Genomic DNA, 23,180 nt, shown 5'->3' with positions numbered 1-23,180 from the left:
GGTATGCAATGCAGATTAGGACACTTATTCCAACGAAGGGCTTTACGCTCGCCGTGGGGCTTTCCGCCCTATTGATGACGACTACAGCTTGGGCCCAAGACTATTCGGAAGCTCCGATGCTCGCCGAGCAAGTCGCCGCAGGAACACTGCCAGCCGTGGACGAGCGCCTGCCGGTCGAACCACGTGTTATCGCGCCATACAATGAAATCGGAACCTATGGCGGAGTATGGCGGCGCGCCTTTACCGGCCCGTCCGACGATCGTGGTCCGCAAAAATTGATGGAACCGCGGATTGTGCGGTTTGTTCAAACAGCACCCGGTGTTTTTGGCATCGAACCGGCTTGGGCGTCATCATACGAAGTCAACGAAGATTCGACCGAATTCACATTCAACATTCGCGAAGGCCTAAAATGGTCTGATGGATATCCAGTAACAACAGAAGATGTGCTGTTTTACTTCGAGGACGTCGTAGGAGATGACAATCCATGGCCATGGCCGTCCTTGCTACAGCAGGGTGACAGTCGAGCCGTTGTTACCGCGATTGATGATCTGACGTTTAAGGTCACGTTTACCGAATCGTCACCATTGTTTATCACGCGGCTTGGTCGGGAATACGTTTGGATGGCATCTCCCGCTCACTATCTAAGCCAGTTCCACCCCAATTACGCATCGGAAGAAGAGCTGGCAGCCGCAGCGGAGTCGTTTGGGGTTGAGAGTTGGCAAGACCTTTGGGGGCGTCGTGGTAAGGCAGAAAGCTTTTGGTTGAACCCCGAACTGCCAACGCTCTCGCCTTGGACCGTGTCCACCCCGCCCCCTGCGAACCAGGTGATCTTTGAACGGAACCCCTATTACTATGCGGTTGATACTGAGGGAAACCAGTTGCCTTATATCGATCAAATTTCCCATGATTTGTTCCAGGACCCTGAAACGCTGAACCTATGGGTTGCGCAAGGCCGTATCGACTTGCAGCAGCGCCATATGGGCGTCGGTAACTTCCCTTTCTTTAAGGAAAACGAAGCTGCAGGCGACTATGAAGTCGTGGTCTGGAGTGGTTTGGAGGTCGATACGCTTTGGCCAAACCAAACGACGAACGACACTGTCATGGCGGAGTTGTTCCAAACGGCTGACTTCCGGCAGGCTCTGAACATCGCGCTTGATCGTGAAGCCATCAACGAGATTGTTTTTGCGGGGCTAACCACACCCATGCAAGCCGGACCGCCTGAGGGCTCTGCAATCTACAACGCAGACCTGATCGCCAAATGGGCCGAATACGATCCCGACACAGCCAATGCATTGCTTGACGGATTGGGCCTGACGGACCGCGATGGCGACGGCTACCGTCTGCGTCCCGATGGGGAGACATTGGAAATCATCATTACGACGCCGCTGTTTGCATCCAACATCGATATGTTGGAACTGGTCAGCGAGTTCTGGGGCGATATCGGTGTGAAAACATCGCTCGATGTAGTGGAACGCACACTTTATCTGGATCGCGTCAATGCAAACGAGGTGATGATGGGACACTGGCCCATGGGCCGCGCTGCGTTCTTCTTGATTGATCCAGCTGCCTATGCTGCGACGATTACGGATCAGCCTTGGGCGAACGCATGGGGCGCATATCGCCTTGATCGCGGCAAGGATTTCGCTGTCGCACCTCCTGAGGGGCATATGCTCTATGAGGTTTGGGACAAGGTTGATGCCGCGCTCACGGCCAGTTCACTGGACGAAGCGGCCCAAATCGGGGCGGAAATCCTCCAATTACATGCGGCAGAACCCAACTGGATTGGTGTTGTCGGTGCCGCTCCGAGCTTGTACATCCGGTCGAACCGCGTGGGCAACTTCCCCGAAGGCTACATTCGCGATGACATCACGCGCGATATTGGCATCATCCCGACTGAACAGCTCTACCTCAAAGAATGACCTTCCCACAACTTTGACACAAACGGTACGCGCCTTGGTTATAAAGGCGCGTACCGATTTACGACCCAACCTCGCCGTTCAGGATCAATTCAGTGACCGCATATATCATTCGCCGCATTCTGTGGTTCATCCCGACCCTGTTAGCAGTTTCCATAGTCTCGTTTGCGATCATCCAACTGCCTCCCGGTGATTATCTAACTGTGCTTGAGGCACAGATGGGGGCCGAGGGCGACTATAGCCCCGAAGTTGTTGAACGCTTGCGCGAGCGCTTTGGTTTTGATCAACCTTTCATAGTCCAATACGGCAAATGGATGTGGGCCATGCTCGCACATGGCGACCTTGGATATTCCTTTGAATGGCGGATGCCTGTGTCATCCCTTATTGGCCAATACATGGTGCTGACCGTCGCGGTCACGGTCACAACACTCGTTGCGACGTGGATTATCGCCATTCCCATCGGAATCTATTCCGCAGTGAGGCCCTATTCAGCCTTCGACTATATCGCGACAATCCTTGGCTTTATCGGAAAGGCCACGCCCAATTTTCTGTTGGCTTTGATCTTGATGTGGCTGGCGTTTTCTTACTGGGGTGTGGATGTCTCCGGATTATTTTCGCCGGAATACGCAAATGCCCCTTGGTCATGGGCCAAGGTTGGCGATTTGATTACCCATATGTGGCTGCCCATTATTGTGCTTGGCACATCGGGAGCCGCCAGCCTGATACGGCAGATGCGTGCAAACGTATTGGACGAACTGCAAAAACCATATGTAGAGGCCGCCCGCGCCCAAGGCCTCCCCGAATGGCGGGTTGTCCTACGTTATCCGGTGCGCGTGGCCTTAAATCCGTTCCTGTCGACAATCGGCACAACACTCCCGGAGCTTTTTTCCGGTGCTGTTACAACTGCCATTGTACTAAACCTGCCAATGGCCGGACCGATGCTGCTGCGCGCGCTGATTTCACAAGACATGTATCTGGCCGGTAGCTATATCTTCCTTCTAAGCGTTTTCACCCTGATCGGCACACTTATCTCGGACATATTGCTGACGCTTGTTGACCCCCGCATTCAATTTGACGAGGCCTAAATGACTGATATGTCTCAACATGAATCGGATGCCTTGAAATCCTACGCAGAAGCGTCGGGCTTTCGCTTGGGTTGGGCCAAATTCCGACGTCATAAGCTCGCTGTTGTCAGCCTTTATATCGTCGGGTTCTTATATTTTCTAGCGATCTTCGCCGAATTCATGTCCCCCTACGATCACAGCGAGATCAACAGGCGGCACGTTTTGACCCCTCCGCAGGCGATCCACTTCGTAGACACGGACGGCAGCCTCGCGTTGCCATACGTCCGCGCCCTGAAAGGCGAGCGTGATCCAGTCACACGGCGTCTATCTTACGTGGAAGACGACACAACAAAATACCCACTTCGCTTTTTTGCACCATCCGAACCCTATGAAATGTGGGGGGTCATCCCACTTGAAACGCGCTTCATCGGGATCGCAAAACCTGACCGGAAAGCTACATTATTCCTATTTGGCACTGACTCACTTGGTCGAGACGTCTTGTCCCGCATCATCAATGGCGCGCGCGTTTCATTGTCGATTGGCCTGGTCGGTGTTGCGTTCTCCTTTGTCATCGGCATCGTCTTAGGCGGGATGTCGGGCTATTACGGCGGTTGGATCGATACGGCCGTCCAGCGCACAATCGATTTTCTTCAATCGCTACCGACGATCCCCTTGTGGATGGGTCTGGCCGCAGCCGTTCCACCCGGACAAGACCCCCTCGTCACCTATCTGATGATCACAGTCATCCTATCCATCATTGGCTGGACAGGCATCGCCCGCGTGGTCAGGGGAAGGTTCTTGGCCCTGCGAGAAGAAGACTTCGTCCTCGCCGCCCGTTTTTCGGGTGCCTCGGAAATGCGGATTATACTGCGTCACATGGTGCCATCCTTCGCGAGCCACATCATCGCGTCGCTGAGCCTATCGATCCCCGAGATGATCCTTGCCGAGACCGCACTGTCGTTCCTTGGCCTTGGCCTGCAATCCCCTGCCGTAAGTTGGGGGGTGCTGCTTAAAGATGCGCAAAGCCTTCAGGCTATCAGTCAGTCTCCTTGGCTTTTGATCCCCGGACTGGCCGTGGTCGTTACCGTTCTTGCCTTCAATTTTTTGGGCGACGGGCTGCGCGATGCCTCCGACCCATATGGAAAGACCTAAGATGAACCCGCTGATTTCAGTTAAAGACCTCTCGATCGGATTTCATCAGCGGCATTTGGTGTTACCTGCTGTCGAAAACATCAGCTTCGATGTCGCCGCAGGTGAAACGCTTGGCATCGTGGGCGAAAGCGGGTCGGGGAAATCTCTGTCAGCACGCGCTATTCTGGGATTGGTTCCCGCCGGTGGAGAAATCACAAGTGGGCAGATTACCTACCAGCCGGCCAGTGGCGATCCCATTGAAATCAGCAGCCTTCCGAAAAATGGACGTGACATCCGCAGCCTTCGTGGCTCAAAAATTGCGATGGTGTTCCAAGAGCCAATGGCGAGCCTCAGTCCGGTTCACACCATCGGAAACCAAATCAGCACAACCCTGCGCCAGCACACAGACTTGTCCAAACGCGCCGCACTCACGCGCGCCATTGAGCTTTTGGATCAGGTCGGGATGGCCAGCCCCGCAGAGATCGCCGAGCAATATGCCCATCAGATTTCGGGCGGTATGCGACAACGCGCAATGATCGCGATGGCCTTGTCGTGCAACCCGCGTCTGTTGATCTGCGACGAGCCGACAACCGCCCTTGATGCGACAACGGAAGCACAGATCGTCGATCTTCTCGCGAAGCTTCAGGCCGACCTGAACATGGGGATGATCTTTATCTCTCACAACATCGGTCTTGTAAGCGAAATCGCCGACAGAGTTATGGTAATGTATCTTGGTCAAGAAGTCGAAACCGGCCCGGCCGAAACGGTCTTGAAAACATCCGGCCATCCCTACACCCGCGCCTTATTGGCCGCTCTGCCCGCCTTTACCGAAGCTGGTGCAGAGCTGGCAACGCTTCAAGGGACCGTGCCGGATCCAACGTCGCGCCCTACGGGGTGTTCTTTCCATCCTCGGTGCCCTGAATTTGCGGGAGAACACTGTAAAACCGTTCGCCCTGTCCTCCATGCGATTGCCGATCGCCATTGCGCAAAGTGCCACCTCCATGACTGAACCCCTGTTACAGATCAGCAACCTTGAAAAACACTTCGGGCAATCGAAGGGCATGTTCAAATTCGATCCACACGCTGTGCGGGCCGTGAATGGGATATCTCTCAATGTGAACGAGGGCGCAACAACGGCTTTGGTCGGCGAATCGGGCTGCGGAAAATCAACCGCTGCAAAGCTCATATCTGGTGCTTTGACACCGTCATCTGGCGAAATTCTGCTGCGCACATCGGATGGCGGCCAGTTGAATGTCGGCACACTGAAGGGGTCGGCGCGCAAGAAGTTGTGGCGTGATGTACAGCTCATTTTTCAGGACCCGTTCAGTTCTCTCAATCCACGAATGACAGTTCGTCAGATCATCGCGGAGCCTTTGCGGAATTTCGGCATCGCACGAGGGGATGCCGCTACAAAAATCGTCACAGACCTTCTCGACCGTGTTGGATTACAATCCACTGCGATGAACCGTTACCCACATGCCTTTTCGGGCGGGCAACGGCAAAGGATCGGCATCGCACGCGCCTTGGCCGTCAATCCGCGACTGGTTATTGGAGACGAGCCCGTCTCTGCCCTCGATGTGTCGGTCGCGGCCCAAATCCTCAACCTGTTTCAGACACTGAAGAAAGATCTTGGTCTCACCTACCTGCTGATAACCCATGATTTATCAGTCGTGCGTCATAGTGCCGACCGAGTGGCCGTGATGTATCTCGGCCAGATCGTCGAGGAAAACACCACAGCAGGTCTGTTCGAGGCACCTCGTCACCCGTACACACAGGCCCTTCTGTCTGCGGTTCCCGATCCGTCAGCCAAAAGCAAGACGCGCGTTGTTCTTCCTGGTGAGGTTGCATCTGCTCGCAACATCCCGACAGGGTGTGCCTTTCACCCGCGCTGTGCGCTCGCCACAGACTTGTGCCGCAGCACCGCGCCCAAGATCAGCACATTACCAAATGGCGGCCGCGTTGCCTGCCACACCCCTCTGGAGACCGCAAGCCGATGACATCTGCGAAAGCCGCAAAGCTCAGGATCGCGTTTCTCGGCGACAGCATCACAGTCGGAGACGGCGACGCCGCAGCGCGCGGCTGGCCATCACGACTAATGGCACTGACATCGCCCACAGATGGGCAAACGCAGTGCTACAACCTTGGTGTCGGCGGGGACCGTATCGCCGACGTTAAAGCGCGCTGTGCATCGGAATTGGCTGCCAGATTGACCGGCAAAGAAGGCACCGGTGTTGTCGTCATGATAGGCATAAACGACGCATTGCGCGCGGCGGCAAAGGACAGCTGCATTCCATTGGACAAGGCTAAGATTGCCACAGATTTCGCGTTCATTTTGCAGACAGCAAAGCAATACGGACCCGTGATAGTTGTCGAACCGGCACCTGTTTTGCCTGACCTCAAGCGTGGCGATGGTGGCATGGGCTCTCAAATAATGAGCAGGCTTGCAGAAATTTTGATTATAACAGATGCTGTTTGCGCAGCCCATAATACCCCGATTGTCCATACTCTAAACAAATTAATCGAGGACACCAGTTTCATCGACTCTCTTGGGGCTGGCGATGGGCTACACCCAACAGCAAAAGGGTATGACCGTTTGGCCGATGTCGTTTTGTTGAATGAGCTTTGGACCCAGTTTCTTGACCAATGCCGAAGCCTGTAAAACCATCTCAAAATACATAAGCGCGGGTATGCGACTAAATGCGTGTAGCAGCAAAGCGATAATGTCACCCCTGAGCCATTCAGGAATGTCACTCTCTTGTTCAAATGAACACTGGGAGATTGGACATGGGACGGGTGATGATGAGCGAGCGCGAGTTGATCCCCATAGAAGTGTTGGCGCAGGTAGATGATGGACGTCTGAGCTTCGGATTTCGCCCAAACCACGAACACGTACGTGATTGGCGCATTGGAAATCCACGTCTTGAACCCAACAAAACGATATTTGTCAAACCGCGTGAGGTGATCATGCGGTCATAAAAAACGCCACACAAATGTGCAGCGTTTTTTGATAACACGTGAAGGAAAACGTAGGTCTTAAACTGTCCCGCGCGCCGGACGTTTGTGTTCGATGTTGAACTTCATGCCATCAAGTAATTCGTCAAGATCAGGCCGCGCTGCGGGGCCATTTGACAAGCACACAACTTGGATCACACCATCGAGGAGCACGCAAAAAACGGCAGGTTCTGCGAAACGACGATCTGTTTCATCAGGAGACAAGGGATCGGAAATGTAGACCCCCAAAAGCTGCATTTGATCTTCGGTGAGGCCATACCCAAGATCAAAATCCCAACCGAATTCGGCAACGTCAGCTTGCGCTTTGGATTCGGGATCTGCTGAGACAGCCAGCACATCAAAGCCTGCGGCCTCCCAATCCGCGACGCGGGTTTGCAATCCGTTCAAATAGCGTTTGCAGCGGCCACAATGTTTGCCACGGTAGACAATAAAAAGCGTATGTCGCTCTTTGGTTCCACCAATATCAAGTGTACCACCCCCCAATTTTCTGAACGACATTTGAGGCAGCAATCCGCCTGCTTCTGGTTTCGTATTGATCATACTCTGGCCTTTCGCCTTAAATGACAGTCATAGGATATATTGTGGCCAAATGAACCAGGCCGTATTGAGCAACATCATAACCAAAGGGCGCCGAGAACACATCAAAAAAAACGATCGCGCTCAGCACAAACAATTGATCGCATGCACTTAACGGACGCAAAATTGGCTTGAGTTTGAAGGACCTTTTGCGATGCGCATGTCAGCAAAAGCAAATGCGCCGCCAAAGACTATTTTGCAGTGTTGCGACAGGCACCGGCATCCCTTAGCGTATTGATATGAAAATCATTCAGCCAATCGCCATCTTCATTTTTTCCACAGCACTTGCCAGCGCCAGTTCATTGCCGGCACCTTTGCAGGACGACGATTTCAGGCCTGTAAATCTGATTGAGGCCGCCCTTGGGCAGCTGTTGTTTTACGATCCTATCTTGTCTGGAAATGCAGAAGTGGCCTGTGCCACCTGTCACCATCCGGCCTTTGGCACATCGGATGGCTTATCGCTTGGCATTGGCGATGGCGGTATCGGATTGGGCACCCATCGCGAGGTCACCACCGACAACCTGCCAGAAGAGCGCATCCCAAGAAATTCGCCCGCTCTATTCAATTTGGGCGCGTATGAATTCACCGCAATGTTCCATGATGGCCGCCTTGAAGTCGACCCCAGTCGCGCCAGTGGCATGCGCACTGATATGGGGCAAGACATGGAAAAGGGCTTTGCTTCGATCCTGTCTGCACAAGCGATGTTTCCTGTGCTGAGCCGTGATGAAATGGCAGGGTCTTACAATGAAAACGACCTTGGCCGATTGATCCGCCAAGGCATCATCACTGGGACTGGGGGGGCATGGGATATTTTGGCAAAACGCGTGGCCAACCTGCCCGATTACGCGACGCAATTCATCGATGTGTACCCACATATTGCAAACGCAAACCAGATTGCTTTCACCGATATTTCTAATGCGATTGCAAGCTTCATTGAAGTTGAATGGCGATCTGACACATCACCATTTGATGCGGTTTTGGCGGGCACTGGGCAGCTTTCAGGCCGAGCGCAAGCAGGGATGGACTTGTTCTATGGCGATGGAAATTGTGCGTCCTGTCATACGGGGCCTTTTTTGACTGATCATAAATTTCACGCGATGGCAGCGCCACAAATCGGGCCTGGAAAATCAGCAACATTTGAAGTTCACCACCGCGATGACGGGCGCTTTCGCGTCACTGGTCGGCTTGAGGATCGCTATGCATTTCGCACGCCATCTCTGCGCAATATTGCGCTGACCGGCCCCTATGGACATGCAGGCGCGCACTCTGATTTGGCGGCATTTATAGCCAGTCATGCAGACCCAGCGACGTCGATTTTTAGTTATGATCCCACACAAGCTGTTTTGCCAGACCTTGGCCGCGCAGATCAGGCAGACATCGACTTTAGCGTGATGCATGATCCTGAGCAGGTCAGCGCCATTGCTGCCGCGGTGATCACCCCGCCTGTGTCTTTGTCGGATGCAGACGTGGCAGCTTTGGTGGCCTTTCTTGATACATTGACCGATACCGCCAGCCTGCAAGGGCGATTGGGTATCCCGGACAAAGTGCCCAGCGGGTTGGATATTCCAAATCCTACGCTGAACACCGAGCCAAATCTCAACTAAGGCTTGATCATTTCGACGGATTGACCTGCTTTATAACGCGCAGAGGACGTGGAGCCATCAGGCCAAGTCACGATGACGAGCGCCTCGGTCTCGCCCCCAAGTCCAAAGTGACGCGGCAGTCGTTGCCCACCCGCATGACCACCGCCGATGGTGTTTTGAATCACCTGCATGCTTTGAAGCGTTTGCACCGCAACCGACGCGCCAATGGCATCGCGATTTCCGCCTGCTTGCTGCAAGGACACGCGAATCCAGTTACCCGTTTCAGGGGTGATATTGCGATAGAGCTCAAGCGGCGCGCGGCGATTGACAACAATCAAATCCAAACGCCCATCGTTGTCAAAATCGGCCAAAGCGGCCCCACGTGATCGCGCGATCGTGGCAATGCCAGCTGTGGCGGCCGTTTCCGTGAATGTGCCGTTTTCATTTTGCATCAAAAGGTTGTTCGGATCATCCATTGCCATCCCCGGCATTTGATCCACATTACCTTTGGCGATGAACAGATCAGCACGGCCGTCATTGTCGATATCGCCAAATTCTGCATGCCACCCCGTCGAGGGACGCCCATCATCACCGATATGCGGGCGCTGCGCATAAGTGCCAATGCTGTAATCAGCCGCCACATAAGTGCCATCAGATTGCGACAATTGCAAAAGTTGATCCCCCATCGAGGTCAGCATCACATCGTCAAACCCATCCGCATTCAGATCGCGGCTGGCGATGCCCATGCCCCACAAAGACACGTTTTGCCAACCATCATCGGCATCCAAAAAACGCCGATCTTCGATGTCCCACATCTGCTCATGGCCCTGTTTGACATAGTAATGTCGATCATTGGACAACCGCAGGCTTGCGCGCCCCCGCGCATCTTTGCTCGCCAAAATCGACAGGGCGCAATATCCGGGGCTCAAGATTTCCGTTTCATAACCATGATCAGCGGGGCGTAAGATCGTGTTTTCGTCGCAGGCTTCAAACGGCCCATCGGGATCGTCGCGATCAACGTAATTGCCAATCGCAAGGGTCGGTCGCGCGTCACCGGCGTCCCACCATGCTGTGAAAGCCGTGCTCCAGCGGTTGTCGCTCTCAAAGCCCAGCGCCCGCGTCGCGTCAACAAACCCGCAGTTGCCATCGCCTTTCAACACAACATTGTCACCCGCACGCAAAACAAACAGATCAACGTGACCATCTGCATCCATATCGATGGGATAGGCGCCGGTCGTGTGGATGAGGTTTGGAATTGGCGCGTCGACAAACGAGAAATCGCCAGTGTTGCGTATCACCTTTGCTGGAGCCTCACCGCCAGCCGCAAACACATCTGGCAACGCGTCCCCGTTACAATCGAACACCGCCACGCCGCCGCCGACGAAATGCTCCCACCCGCCACTGTAGCTGTGCGCGGGCAATCTTGAGGACATGTCCTCAAACATAGGGTCGGCCAGCACAGATGACGCCATAGATAGAGACATCAATAGGGACAACACCTTCATGTGTTGCTCATCTCACAGTCAGCCACAAGTTTGTCTGACAAGGCACTGATTGCAGGAACGGCCGCGCCATGGGCCCAGACCATATCATCCCAAGGCCGTATTGCAATCGCGCAGGGTTGGCGTACATCTGACAGGGTCATCGTCTTCATTTCGGCCAAAACCTCATCAGCAAAGAGATAATCATAGCGCGTGCGCTCTCCTGAAATGATGATAAGCGGCGGATCGAAAAGCTGGACAACATTGGACAGACCGACAGCCAAATACCGCCCCGCGCGCCGAAAAATCGTTTTGGCTGCCGCGTTTCCCGATTTTGCTTCCTCAAACAGCAAGTCCAGCAAGTCCTCAGGGGTGCGATGCCGTGCCTCCCCCAAATCCAACGCCACGCCAACCTCACGGGTGAGCGCGTAATCACCGAGATAGGCCTCAAGGCATCCACGTTGACCACAACGACACAGCGCCCCATCCATTTGCACTTTTGTATGCCCCAACTCTAGACCAACACCGTGACTGCCGCGATAGAGGGTGTTGTTGACCACAAGACCCATGCCGACCCCGTTTTCGATCGTGACCACTGCGAAATCGGTCTTGTCTCGCCCCTCCCCGAACCAAAGCTCGGCAAGGGTCAACATATTCGTGTCATTGTCGATAAACAAAGGCATATCAAACCGCACAGCAAAGGCTGGCGCAAGGTCCACATCATCATCTTGCAACAACGAGCACCACCGCACGACACCGTTTTCCATATCAACGATTCCAGGCACGCCAATACCAACGGCATCAATATCATCGACCGAAATCTCGGCCTGCTGCACCAGCATATCGATAAGGGACGTAATTTGATCCAAAAGCTCTTGCAGGCTACGACGTCGATTGTTCGAGGGTAAAGTGACCCCTGCCAATACATTTCCAACGAAGTCGGTCAAAACCGCGCAATGGCGCCTTGACGACAGCTTTATACCCACAACGTAAGCGGCCGTTGGCACGACTTCCAACGCAACAGACGGTCGCCCTCGCCCTGTTTCGCGCGTTTGTTCACTCACTTCTTGCAGCAACCCAGAAGCGATGAGATCGGAGGTAACAGCGGTCGCACTGCCTGCACTGATTTTGAGCGCACGCGCCACATCAGCCCGCGCTGCGCGTCCGTTTGCACGCACGTGTTGGAAAAATTGTAAGCGTAAAGACGCAGCTTTAGCGGCTCCAGATTGGAGCAACGGGCCGCAGCCCGCACCAATCGCGGAGGGATACATATAATTCATCATATAAATTAAATATCATGAAAAATCTCGCACTCAACCTATTTGTCGAACTGATTCGTTAAATTTTTGTGCCAAAAGAGAATTGTTGATATTTTTTTCTTTGATCATTGAACTTAATTGCGGCAATGTCACACCCACGCGAGTCGTGTGACTCGTCCTCGGACGCATTCGAGGGAACCTTAGGGAGGAACGTAATGAATAAATTTATCATAGCGGCTGCCGTTGCAGCCTCTGGTATCGCCACGACCGCTTTGGCAGAAGACCTAACCGTCGGCGTCAGCTGGTCCAACTTTCAAGAAGAGCGCTGGAAAACAGATGAGGCCGCAATCAAAAGCGCGCTTGAAGCCGCTGGTGCCACATATATTTCAGCTGACGCTCAATCATCTTCAGCCAAACAACTGTCTGATGTTGAAAGTTTGATCGCACAAGGCGCCGACGCTTTGATCATCCTTGCACAAGACGCAGCAGCCATCGGTCCTGCTGTAGACGCAGCAGACGCAGAAGGCATTCCTGTTGTCGCCTACGATCGCTTGATCGAAGACAGCCGCGCATTCTACCTGACATTCGACAACGTCGAAGTTGGCCGCATGCAAGCCCGCGCCGTATTTGCGGCGCAGCCAACTGGCAACTACGTCATGATCAAAGGCTCCCCCACCGATCCGAACGCAGACTTCCTGCGCGGTGGCCAGCAAGAGATTTTGCAAGCGGCCATCGACAGCGGTGCGATCACAATCGTTGATGAAGCCTACACTGACGGTTGGTTGCCAGCGAATGCACAGCGCAACATGGAACAAATCCTGACAGCAAACGACAACGCAGTTGATGCGGTTGTGGCCTCTAACGATGGCACAGCCGGTGGTGTTGTTGCGGCTTTGACAGCACAAGGCATGGAAGGTCTTCCAGTCTCTGGTCAAGACGGCGATCACGCCGCTTTGAACCGTGTTGCTCTTGGCACGCAAACGGTTTCTGTGTGGAAAGACGCACGCGAGCTTGGCAAAGCAGCGGGCACAATCGCAGCCGAATTGGCCGCGGATGAGATGATGAAAATCGAAGGCAGCGCAAGCTGGACATCCCCTGCAGGCACAGTGATGAACTCTATGTTCCTCGCACCTGTTCCTGTGACTGCTGACAACTTGTCTGTTGTCACAGATGCAGGCTGGATCACAGTAGAGGCCCTTTGCCAAGGCGTCACGGCAGGACCAGCGCCCTGCAACTAAAAGACAGCTGATCTCGTATCAGTTTAGGCTCAGTTTGGATCCCGCTGGTATGGCGGGGTCCGACGGACGCAGTTTCACTCATTTTTGCATGACTTTTGTACGCGTCAGGTTGGCCCCCCTGCTGTGATCAAACGAATGCTCACATTCTCGACCGTTCAATGGAGACATAATGTCTGACCAATCCAGCGCCAAGTCGCCCCCCAAACGCAGCTTTTTGCAATCGCTCGAAATCGATCTGCGCCTTCTCGGCATGCTGGGCGCATTTCTCGCCGTTTGCATCGTCTTTAACCTGTTGACGGACGGACGTTTTTTGACGCCGCGCAACATTTTTAATCTGTCGATCCAAACGGTTTCGGTCGCCATTATGGCAACGGGCATGGTGTTTGTCATCGTCACGCGGCACATCGATTTGTCCGTGGGCGCGTTGTTGGCGACGTGTACTGCGATTATGGGCATGATGCAGACGTCATGGTTGCCTGATATTGTGGGTCTTGAGCTTGGGCATCCTCTGATCCCTTGGATCACAATTATCGCAGGTCTTTTAATCGGAGCTTTGATCGGCGCGGCACAAGGCTGGTTGATTGGCTATCACGGCATCCCCGCTTTCATCGTGACGCTCGGCGGGCTGCTGATTTGGCGCAACGTTGGTTGGTACCTTACAGATGGCGCCACAATCGGCCCGCTCGACAAAACCTTTATCTTATTTGGCGGCATCAACGGTACACTTGGCGCGATGTGGAGCTGGATTGTGGGCATAGCAGCTGCAGCCATATCATTGTTCTTCATCTGGTCGGGCCGCAAAACAAAAGTGCGGCACGGATTTCCCGTCAAACCTATGTGGGCCGAGTTTACAGTCATGACCCTGATCGCAGGTGCGATCTTAGGTTTTGTGGCCACTTTGAACGCCTATACTGTTCCTGAACGCGTGATCGCACGCAATCCCGCCCTGTTTGGCTGCGAAGCAGACGCGCCCTGTGTGGCAGCTTATGGCATCCCCTATTCGGTTCTGGTCTTGATCGCCGTCGCTATCGTTATGACCGTGATCGCCCTGCGCACACGTCTGGGACGCTACATTTTCGCAACAGGCGGCAATCCTGATGCAGCTGAGCTTTCAGGCATCAACACGCGCTTTTTGACCGTGAAAATATTCTCAATGGTTGGCGCTCTTTGCGCATTGGCTGGCATCGTCTCTTCTGCACGCTTGGGCTACCATACCAATGACATCGGCACGCTCGATGAGCTGCGCGTCATTGCAGCGGCTGTGATTGGCGGAACGGCTTTGTCTGGCGGCGTTGGCACAATTTATGGTGCAATCATCGGGGCATTGATCATGCAGTCCTTGCAATCGGGCATGGCCATGGTCGGTGTCGATGCCCCCTATCAAAATATCGTCGTCGGCGCCGTGCTTGTCTTGGCCGTCTGGATCGACATCCAATACCGCAAACGTCTGGGAGGTAAGTCATGAGCACGCCCTTAGTAGAAATGAAGAATGTCTCCATTGCTTTTGGCGGCGTGCACGCTGTGGACAACGTCAGTATTGATCTGCACGCAGGTGAAGTCGTTGGTCTTTTGGGTCACAATGGGGCTGGAAAATCGACGCTGATCAAGATGCTTTCTGGTGCTTATAAGATGGATTCCGGCGAGATTTGGATCGAAGGCGAACGCGCAACGATCAATTCCCCGCGCGACAGCCGCGATTATAACATCGAGACCATTTATCAGACCCTTGCGCTGGCGGATAATCTTGACGCGGCATCGAACCTGTTCTTGGGGCGCGAATTGACAACCCCGTTTGGCTTTGTCGACGACAGCCGGATGGAATCCGAGACCCGCAAAATCATGGCGCGATTGAACCCCAATTTTAAGAAATTGAAAGAACCTGTGTCGGCTTTGTCAGGCGGGCAACGCCAATCCGTCGCCATTGCTCGCGCAGTGTATTTCAACGCGAAAATATTGATCATGGACGAACCTACAGCGGCGCTTGGTGTGCATGAAACGGCCATGGTCGCAGAATTGATTGGCGAGCTGAAAAAACAGGGTTTGGGCATCTTTTTGATCAGTCATGACACCCGTGAAATGATGGAGCTTTGCGACCGTGTTGCGGTCATGAAAAACGGTCAATTGATCGGCTCAGAACGCGTCGAGGACGTCACAGAGGACGACATTCTATCTATGATCATTTTGGGCAAAAATCCTAAGGCAGCGGCATGACATATATTGGACTAGACCTTGGCACGTCGTCGCTTAAAGCGATTTTGATGGATGAAAACCAATCTGTTATCGCCGAACATGCTGTCCCGCTCAGCGTCTCTCGCCCCTATGATGGATGGTCCGAGCAAGATCCGAACTCATGGATCACCGCCACAGACATGGCGCTAAAAGCCCTGTCAGAAAAGGCCGATCTGTCAGGCGTGCGCGGCATAGGCCTGTCAGGTCATATGCACGGTGCCACCTTGCTGGATGCAGCAGATCAAGTACTCAGACCTTGCATTTTGTGGAATGATACGCGGTCTTTCAAAGAGGCCAAAGCACTGGATGCAGACCCGCAATTTCGCGACTTATCTGGCAATATCGTCTTTGCAGGCTTCACCGCGCCTAAAATTGCATGGGTCAAAAACAATGAACCCGATGTCTTTGATAAAATTGCGAAAGTACTGTTGCCCAAAGACTTTTTACGCTTGTTCTTGATTGGCGATCATGTCGCGGAAATGTCGGACGCAGCGGGCACAAGCTGGCTTGACGTTGGCAAACGCGATTGGAGCGACGCCCTGCTGACGGCGACCGACCTGACGCGTGATCACATGCCACGGCTTGTTGAGGGCTCAGAGGTGTCTGGCACCCTGCGCAATGCGTTGGCGGCCGAGTGGGGCCTGCCCAAAAATGTTGTCGTGGCCGGTGGCGGTGGCGACAACGCGGCAAGCGCGATTGGCGCGGGCGTTGTGAACAAGGGCGATGCTTTTGTGTCGCTTGGCACTTCCGGTGTTTTGTTCGCCGCGTCCGATGCCTATCAACCCGATGCTGCCAGTGCTGTGCACACATTCTGTCACGCAGTTCCAAACATGTGGCACCAGATGGGCGTGATTCTAGCCGCGACTGATGCCTTGCAATGGCTGAGCAAAATCACCGGAAAATCAGCACCTGAGTTGACTCAAAACTTAGGCACGCTGCAAGCCCCTGGGCGCACGCTGTTTTTGCCTTACTTGGGCGGCGAACGCACCCCGCACAACGATACAGACATCCGTGGTCAGTTCTTGCATTTGGATCACAGCACAGACGTTGAAAGCATGACCCGCGCCGTTTTAGAAGGCGTCGCCTTTGCCTTTGCCGATTGTCACGATGCGCTACTGTCAACCGGCACGGTTATTGGGCGCGCTATTGCTATGGGCGGTGGGGCCAAATCTGACTACTGGCTTGAGACAATTTCAACCGCGCTTGGCGTGTCTTTGATGGTGCCTCAGTCCGGCGATTTTGGTGCCGCTTTGGGCGCTGCACGTCTTGGTATGATGGCCGCAACGGGCGCTGGCGTCGAGATCGCGACCTTACCGCCAATCTCAAAAATAATCGAACCGAACACACAGCTTCAACCTGCATTTGCCGACGCGCATGATCGTTACAAGCGCGCCTACACTGCTCTAAAGGGCCTCTAACATGACCGACTTTTTCAAAGACATCCCCGCAATCAAATATGAAGGCCCAGACAGCGACAACGATTTTGCGTTCCGTCATTACAACCCTGATGAAATCATCATGGGCAAACCGATGAAAGACCATTTGCGTTTTGCGGCTGCCTATTGGCATTCTTTTGCATGGGAAGGCGGCGATCCCTTTGGCGGGCAAACCTTTGATCGCCCTTGGTTTGGCAACACCATCGCGCACGCGAAACTCAAAGCAGATGTGGCGTTCGAGATGTTCTCGATCTTGGATGTGCCTTACTTTTGTTTCCACGACGTAGATGTGCGCCCAGAGGGCAAAACATTTGCCGAGAACACCAAAAACCTAGAGACCATCGTCGACTATTTCGGCGAAAAGATGGACGAGACTGGCGTGAAACTTTTGTGGGGCACAGCGAACCTGTTTTCTCATGCGCGCTTTATGTCTGGGGCTGCGACAAACCCGGACCCAGATGTTTTTGCCTTTTCTGCAGCGACGATCAAAACCTGTATGGACGCGACGATGAAACTTGGCGGCGAAAACTATGTCCTTTGGGGCGGGCGCGAAGGCTACGAGACGCTGCTCAACACCAACATGGGGCGCGAACGCGAACAAGCGGGCCGCATGTTGCAGATGGTGGTCGATTACAAATACAAGATGGGCTTCAAAGGCGCGATCCTGATCGAGCCCAAGCCACAAGAGCCGACAAAACACCAATATGATTACGATGTTGCGACCGTTTACGGCTTCCTCAAAGACTTCGGCCTAGAGGGTGAAGTGCAAGTGAACATCGAACAAGGCCACGCGATCCTTGCAGGGCATTCCTTTGAACACGAGCTTGCAATGGCGCGCGAATTGGGCATCTTTGGCTCTATCGATATGAACCGCAACGATTATCAATCGGGCTGGGATACGGATCAGTTTCCCAACAATGTCCCTGAAATGGCGTTAGCTTACTACGAGGTTTTGCGTGCAGGTGGCTTTAAAACCGGTGGCACGAACTTTGACGCGAAATTGCGCCGTCAGTCATTGGATGCAGAAGACCTGATCCTTGCGCATGTCGGCGGCATGGATGCATGTGCATCTGGCTTAAAAGCTGCCGCAGCCATGTTAGAGGACGGTAAATTGGAAGCAGCCCGTGATGCACGCTATGCGGGTTGGACCACACCTGATGGAGCGAACTTGTTGCAAAGTGATTTGACGTCGATCTTTGATCAAGTCGTTGCCAACAACACGGATCCGAAACCACAGTCTGGTCGTCAAGAGCGCCTAGAAAACTTGGTGAACAGATACCTGTAATTGGTCACCTTAAATCGAATGGCTTTGCCGCGACATATCTCGCGGCAAAGCGCATCAACTACATTTTGAGATCAGATTTTCAACACCTCAGGCGCCGCAATCTGGGCATGTGTTACGAAAATGGGCTGCGAAAATGAGCGGCGAAAAAGCGACGTGAGAAACAGCAGCCTCTTGCCAAGCTTGTGTACTCCCGCGTAGAGCAATAGAACCTTTTCTGTGCGGACCAAATTGTGTTTTTATATCGTCTCCTTCTAACTCTTCTCGCACCCGTGGCCGCGCTGATAGCGCTGCGCCAAGTGCTGCGCGGAAAAGAAAGCGTATCAGACATCAAAGAACGGTTTGGTGCAGGGTTGGCATCTGCGCCAATGCTGCCGGGCTCTACCCTTTGGATTCACGGCGCGTCAAACGGCGAATTGACCGCAGGCAGGGCATTAATCGAAGATGCGCTTGCACGCGACGGAATGCGGCAGATCATCGTCACCGTCAACAGTGTCACAGCGCGCCAATTGGTGCAAAACTGGGGACTTGATCGCGTCACAGTGCGCCTTGCCCCGCTGGATTTCAAACGCACGGTGCATCATTTTATCGCCTGCACACAGCCTGATGCCTTGATTACAATAGAAAACGAAATTTGGCCTAATCGTTTCACCCACTGCGCGGCACATGACATTCCAGTGATCGTTGTCGGAGCGCGTATGTCGCACAAAACGCTGGAAGACTGGCAAAAATATACCCCAGTACTGAAAGACATGACACGACTGACGCTCGACGCTATTACAGCGCTCGCGCCGCAAGACACAGCCTCGAAAGACCGCATTGTGGCGCTGGGATTAGATCCTGAGCGGTTGCTGCCAATGTTCAATTTAAAAAGCGGGGTTGATGCCACTATGGACGTGCCTGCGGATGCAGCGCGGTTGCGGGCTTCGTTTCAAAAAGGCAAAACAATTCTAGCCGCCTCAACCCATGACGGCGAAGACGAAATTGTCCTTAAGAGTTTTGCCAGTCTTCGGAAATCGCACCCCGAACTGAAGCTGATTTTAGCCCCGCGCCACCCCGCCCGCGCCGATAAGATCCAAGCATATGCGCTGTCGCTAGGGCTAGATGTTTCTCGTCGCAGCACAAACGACGCGCCCGAATATGCATCGGTTTATTTGGCTGATACTTTGGGCGAAATGGCCCTTTGGTACGCGTTGGCAGGGTTTACGTTCGTCGGCGGGTCTTTGGTAGACAATGGCGGGCACACCCCGTTTGAACCGGCTCAATTTGGCTCAGTGGTGCTACATGGGCCCTTCGTGTCCAATCATGCACCCGCGTTTGAGGCCTTGGCGCAAGCTGGGGGCGCTCTCAAGGTAAAGAATGCGACGGACCTTGAGGCCAGTTTGGACGCGCTGCTCCTTGCCCCGACCGAAGCGGCTCAACTGGCCCAATCGGGCACTCAAGCCCTTGAAAAATTGCGCACTTCGAAAACAGCTTCCGCTGCTTTTTGGTCAGCATTGGATGACGCCATCAAAGTTCGAAAAAAGACACCATCGCAAAAAAGATCACGGCTCTAACCCTGTGAACCAACGAGGCAAAGCGCCCAAAAACGCGGCAGTGGCACAAAAGCCGTTTGCTAAAGCCAATCTATTTGTTAGGTTTTCCAAAAGACGTCTAATCACAGCACCGGAGCAAACGAGGTGAACGCAGTCCGCACCAAACAACGCCCGCTGCGCCTTCTAGGTGCGACGAAAATGGGGGTTAGAACCCAGTTTGGCGCCTTGATTTGGCGCATACGCAAGGACCGCGTTGAAGTTCTTCTGGTTCAAACACGGCGACGCAAACGGTGGATTATTCCCAAAGGCTGGCCGATGGAAGGCCAAACCCCTGCCAAGGCAGCAGCGACCGAAGCCTATGAGGAAGCAGGAATTATTGGCAAAGTGGCGCCTATTTGTATTGGCCTTTACAGTTACACAAAATATCCGCGCGCAGGCACTGATCCTCTGCCTTGTATGGTGGCTGTCTTTCCAATGAAGGCCAGTAAAATTCTGAAAGACTATCCCGAAAGCGGCCAGCGCAAGCGCAAGTGGGTGTCCACAAATAAAGCCGCTGAAATGGCAGGCGAACCGGAACTGGCGCAAATTTTGCGTCACTTCGACCCGAGATTGTTGCGGCTTTAGTCAGCGATTTAACCTTGAAAATGTCTTCAAGGGACTAATCGTTTACATTGCTTGCAGGCTTAAGCTATTCTGACACAACAGTTCACTCCCCAACAACAGTAGACAGATATGATCCGATACACGCTCAAATGCAGCGAAGATCACAGTTTTGAAAGTTGGTTCGCCTCCGCCTCTGCGTTCGAGACATTGCAGACAGCCGGCCAATTGTCCTGCCCGCGCTGTGGCTCAGATCACGTCGCAAAATCGCTCATGGCACCTCGCGTCAGCACGGCAAGAAAAAGCGATATCGCAACCGACGCCGATGAGGCACAGACACCCGTTGCGCAAACAGCAGCCCAACGCGATGCAGATACTCAAAAGCCGTCAGAACATCCAGACGCGCAAGACACCCAAGCGACATTATCTGCGATGCGGGATCATGTTGAAAAAAACGCCGATTATGTCGGGGCAGATTTCACCAAGCAAGCGCGCGCGATGAACGATGGCGACGCCCCTGCGCGCTCAATCTATGGTGAGGCCAAGCTTGATGAAGCCAAAGCGATGATCGAAGACGGTGTTCCGATTATACCTTTGCCGTTTTTGCCCAAACGCAAGTTGAACTGAACCGATTGCAAACGAAACGCACCGTACGCCTCAATTTGCGCGCGTTTATTGTGGCCCAAACGCCAAAGACATGCAGGCCTCTCTTGCACTTTGTCCAAATGCGCCCTAGGACACCTTGATCATTCTAGACGGGGGAGAAGGGCCAAAAATGCCAGTTCTCGTAATGAAATTCGGTGGCACATCTGTCGCCACACTCGATCGCATCAAACGTGCTGCGAAACGGGTCAGCCGCGAAGTTGCCAATGGCAACGACGTGATTGTTGTTGTGTCCGCCATGTCTGGCGAGACCAATAAACTTGTTGGTTATGTCAATGAAACCTCTCCGATGTTCGATGCGCGTGAATATGACGCCATTGTATCGTCGGGCGAGAACGTGACGGCGGGCCTGATGGCGCTGACGTTGCAAGAGATGGATATCCCTGCACGCAGTTGGCAAGGGTGGCAAGTGCCGCTTAAAACCACATCCGCGCATGGGGCAGCTCGGATCGAAGAAATCCCGACCGACAACATCAATGGAAAATTTGGTGAGGGCATGAAAGTGGCTGTCGTGGCCGGCTTCCAAGGCATCTCTGCCGAGGGGCGCATCACCACGCTGGGTCGTGGCGGATCTGACACCACGGCTGTGGCCTTTGCCGCCGCTTTCGATGCGATCCGTTGTGACATCTACACTGATGTCGACGGCGTCTACACCACCGATCCGCGCATCACCAGCAAAGCGCGTAAGATGGAAAAGGTGTCCTTTGAGGAAATGCTGGAACTCGCGTCACTTGGCGCGAAGGTTCTGCAAACCCGTTCTGTTGAATTGGCTATGCGCTTTAAGGTTAAGCTGCGTGTGCTATCGTCTTTTGAAGAATATGACCCCAATGCTGGCACGTTGATCTGTGCCGAGGAGGATATCGTGGAAAACAATGTAGTCTCCGGCGTTGCCGCAAGCCGTGAAGAAGCCAAAATGACCCTCGTGTCTGTGGCCGACCGCCCTGGCATTGCCGCAGCTATCTTTGGCCCATTGGCCGAAGCTGGCGTGAATGTCGATATGATCATTCAAAACATCTCAGAAGAAGGTCGCACCGATATGACTTTCTCTTGCCCAGTTGATCAAGTTGCACGTGCTGAGGCCGCTATGTCTGCCACAAAAGAACGCGGCGATGTGAACTATGAGGCTCTGGTGTCTGACACGGGCGTTGCCAAAATTTCTTTGGTCGGCATCGGCATGCGGTCGCAATCTGGTGTGGCTGCGAAGATGTTCAAAACGCTGTCTGATGAAGGCATCAACATCAAAGTCATCGCCACATCCGAGATCAAGGTCTCAGTACTGGTGGATCGCAAGTACACGGAACTGGCCGTGCAAGCCCTGCACGATGCCTTTGAGCTTGAAAAAGTTTAAAACACGCTTTGCGACATCTTTAAAACATGTAAGCCTCTCGCGCTAAATCGGCGTGGGAGGCTTTCTTTTTGGCAAAGGGCCACAGCAGATGCGTGACAGTTTAAGAGCGCACATCATTTCGGTCTGCGACGCCAAAATTGCAGCAAAGGGCGACAATGTTGGCCTGTCCTTTTACGCATTTTTCAAAAATAAGAATGACGATCCTGTGTTACTTATGGAGGCTGCAACATGGTGGATCACAACGCATAAGCTCGACCATTTCGAAAAAGCCGTAAAGATTCGCGATATGGCTTTCAGTTCTGCCACGCTTTAACTAAAGCCCGACATGTCGCGTAAGTATGAAATTTGCACATGCAGAAAACCTTTGCAGCGCCATTTCATATCAAATTTTCTCGCTAAGGCCCTAGGCTTAAGGTACTGCGTCCCAACCCTGTATTCAACTTTTTTGATCTTAGCTTAAGCCAGACATAAAGCGATCTCTCACAAATCAGTCCTTTACTTGGGCCCAAATCTGCTTTGCAAGCACACACTTTTCCTTCGCGCTATCGAAAGAAACTCAAAGCCTAAAATGTAGTGCCATCAGCACCTATCGTCGAAGCCAAGCATACCGCCATATTGTCGCATTTTACAGCTCAAGTTCATATAGAAAGTCTGGTTGAAGCACATATCAACTTGGAAGACCCGCATGCAATCTTAGGTTGGCCGAATGAATTTTCTCAACTGTTTCAACAAACCAACGGGTGCATGCCAGAAAATTAGTCAACACCAAAACAGCTTGAAACAGAACGCAGTGAGCGGAACATCATAAAAGAAACACGACACTGCAC

Annotated in this window: 20 protein-coding genes and 1 pseudogene; 17 read left to right on the top strand and 4 right to left on the bottom strand. The window is 53.4% G+C overall.

Annotated elements, in window-relative coordinates; translation table 11 throughout:
• The first annotated feature begins 8 nt into the window (after window positions 1–8).
• The 6 genes from WNY38_RS14245 to WNY38_RS14220 all read left to right on the top strand — a co-directional run bounded on the left by WNY38_RS14245 (window position 9) and on the right by WNY38_RS14220 (window position 6,770).
• Entirely contained in the window at window positions 9–1,919 is a 1,911-nt protein-coding gene (locus tag WNY38_RS14245; RefSeq protein ID WP_342858023.1) for an ABC transporter substrate-binding protein, read from the top strand.
• A gap of 92 nt (window positions 1,920–2,011) precedes the next feature.
• A complete protein-coding gene (locus WNY38_RS14240; RefSeq protein WP_342858022.1) occupies window positions 2,012–3,001 on the top strand; it encodes an ABC transporter permease in 990 nt (329 codons plus the stop codon).
• Window positions 3,002–4,132, top strand: coding sequence for an ABC transporter permease (locus WNY38_RS14235; RefSeq protein ID WP_342858021.1), 1,131 nt, complete (start codon window positions 3,002–3,004; stop codon window positions 4,130–4,132).
• A gap of 1 nt (window position 4,133) precedes the next feature.
• Window positions 4,134–5,120: an ABC transporter ATP-binding protein gene (locus WNY38_RS14230; protein WP_342858020.1), complete on the top strand. Its 987-nt coding sequence runs from the start codon at window positions 4,134–4,136 to the stop codon at window positions 5,118–5,120.
• Window positions 5,113–6,108, top strand: coding sequence for an oligopeptide/dipeptide ABC transporter ATP-binding protein (locus WNY38_RS14225; protein ID WP_342858018.1), 996 nt, complete (start codon window positions 5,113–5,115; stop codon window positions 6,106–6,108). The genes WNY38_RS14230 and WNY38_RS14225 overlap by 8 nt, the downstream gene beginning before the upstream one ends.
• Window positions 6,105–6,770 (top strand): GDSL-type esterase/lipase family protein, encoded by a 666-nt coding sequence (locus tag WNY38_RS14220; RefSeq protein WP_342858017.1) that lies wholly within the window; start codon window positions 6,105–6,107, stop codon window positions 6,768–6,770. The genes WNY38_RS14225 and WNY38_RS14220 overlap by 4 nt, the downstream gene beginning before the upstream one ends.
• Before the next feature lie 200 nt (window positions 6,771–6,970).
• On the opposite strand, the pseudogene WNY38_RS14215 reads toward WNY38_RS14220, so the two are convergent.
• Together WNY38_RS14215 and WNY38_RS14210 are read right to left on the bottom strand one after the other, a co-directional pair.
• Window positions 6,971–7,051, bottom strand: a pseudogene (locus WNY38_RS14215) (glutaryl-CoA dehydrogenase); the annotation flags it as partial.
• Window positions 7,052–7,144: 93 nt separating this feature from the next.
• A complete protein-coding gene (locus WNY38_RS14210) occupies window positions 7,145–7,663 on the bottom strand; it encodes a redoxin domain-containing protein (RefSeq protein WP_342858016.1) in 519 nt (172 codons plus the stop codon).
• Window positions 7,664–7,938: 275 nt separating this feature from the next.
• Between WNY38_RS14210 and WNY38_RS14205 the strand changes: the two genes are divergently transcribed.
• Window positions 7,939–9,303, top strand: coding sequence for a cytochrome c peroxidase (locus WNY38_RS14205; protein ID WP_342858015.1), 1,365 nt, complete (start codon window positions 7,939–7,941; stop codon window positions 9,301–9,303).
• Here the strand turns inward: WNY38_RS14205 and WNY38_RS14200 are convergent.
• Both WNY38_RS14200 and WNY38_RS14195 read right to left on the bottom strand, forming a co-directional pair.
• A complete protein-coding gene (locus WNY38_RS14200) occupies window positions 9,300–10,787 on the bottom strand; it encodes a CRTAC1 family protein (RefSeq protein ID WP_342858014.1) in 1,488 nt (495 codons plus the stop codon). The two genes, WNY38_RS14205 and WNY38_RS14200, sit on opposite strands and share 4 nt — an antisense overlap.
• A complete protein-coding gene (locus tag WNY38_RS14195) occupies window positions 10,784–12,046 on the bottom strand; it encodes an ROK family protein (protein ID WP_342858013.1) in 1,263 nt (420 codons plus the stop codon). The genes WNY38_RS14200 and WNY38_RS14195 overlap by 4 nt, the downstream gene beginning before the upstream one ends.
• 191 nt (window positions 12,047–12,237) lie before the next feature.
• Between WNY38_RS14195 and xylF the strand changes: the two genes are divergently transcribed.
• The 10 genes from xylF to WNY38_RS14145 all read left to right on the top strand — a co-directional run bounded on the left by xylF (window position 12,238) and on the right by WNY38_RS14145 (window position 22,666).
• Window positions 12,238–13,260 carry a D-xylose ABC transporter substrate-binding protein gene (gene xylF, locus WNY38_RS14190; protein WP_342858012.1) on the top strand — a complete coding sequence of 341 codons (1,023 nt, stop codon included), beginning with the start codon at window positions 12,238–12,240 and terminating at the stop codon, window positions 13,258–13,260.
• Window positions 13,261–13,429: 169 nt separating this feature from the next.
• The gene (locus WNY38_RS14185; protein WP_342858011.1) at window positions 13,430–14,725 is read left to right on the top strand and encodes a sugar ABC transporter permease; all 1,296 of its coding nucleotides are present in this window, start codon (window positions 13,430–13,432) and stop codon (window positions 14,723–14,725) included.
• Window positions 14,722–15,471 carry an ATP-binding cassette domain-containing protein gene (locus WNY38_RS14180; protein ID WP_342858010.1) on the top strand — a complete coding sequence of 250 codons (750 nt, stop codon included), beginning with the start codon at window positions 14,722–14,724 and terminating at the stop codon, window positions 15,469–15,471. Before WNY38_RS14185 ends, WNY38_RS14180 begins: the two co-directional genes overlap by 4 nt.
• Window positions 15,468–16,907 carry a xylulokinase gene (xylB, locus tag WNY38_RS14175; RefSeq protein ID WP_342858009.1) on the top strand — a complete coding sequence of 480 codons (1,440 nt, stop codon included), beginning with the start codon at window positions 15,468–15,470 and terminating at the stop codon, window positions 16,905–16,907. The genes WNY38_RS14180 and xylB overlap by 4 nt, the downstream gene beginning before the upstream one ends.
• Window position 16,908: 1 nt before the next feature.
• A complete protein-coding gene (gene xylA / locus WNY38_RS14170; protein WP_342858008.1) occupies window positions 16,909–18,210 on the top strand; it encodes a xylose isomerase in 1,302 nt (433 codons plus the stop codon).
• Window positions 18,211–18,440: 230 nt separating this feature from the next.
• Window positions 18,441–19,763, top strand: coding sequence for a glycosyltransferase N-terminal domain-containing protein (locus WNY38_RS14165; RefSeq protein ID WP_342858007.1), 1,323 nt, complete (start codon window positions 18,441–18,443; stop codon window positions 19,761–19,763).
• Between the two features lie 177 nt (window positions 19,764–19,940).
• On the top strand, window positions 19,941–20,366 hold the full coding sequence (locus tag WNY38_RS14160) for an NUDIX hydrolase (RefSeq protein ID WP_342858006.1): 426 nt from the start codon (window positions 19,941–19,943) through the stop codon (window positions 20,364–20,366).
• Between the two features lie 108 nt (window positions 20,367–20,474).
• A complete protein-coding gene (locus tag WNY38_RS14155; protein WP_342858005.1) occupies window positions 20,475–20,969 on the top strand; it encodes a DUF1178 family protein in 495 nt (164 codons plus the stop codon).
• A 148-nt stretch (window positions 20,970–21,117) separates the two neighbouring features.
• Window positions 21,118–22,353 (top strand): aspartate kinase, encoded by a 1,236-nt coding sequence (locus WNY38_RS14150; RefSeq protein ID WP_342858004.1) that lies wholly within the window; start codon window positions 21,118–21,120, stop codon window positions 22,351–22,353.
• An 88-nt stretch (window positions 22,354–22,441) separates the two neighbouring features.
• Window positions 22,442–22,666 (top strand): DUF6500 family protein, encoded by a 225-nt coding sequence (locus tag WNY38_RS14145; RefSeq protein ID WP_342858003.1) that lies wholly within the window; start codon window positions 22,442–22,444, stop codon window positions 22,664–22,666.
• Window positions 22,667–23,180 lie beyond the last annotated feature (514 nt).

The organism is Pacificibacter sp. AS14, assembly GCF_038899935.1.
GTDB lineage: Bacteria > Pseudomonadota > Alphaproteobacteria > Rhodobacterales > Rhodobacteraceae > Celeribacter.
The sequence above is the reverse complement of the archived record's forward strand: the minus strand, read 5'-3'. Positions and strand labels throughout refer to the sequence as shown.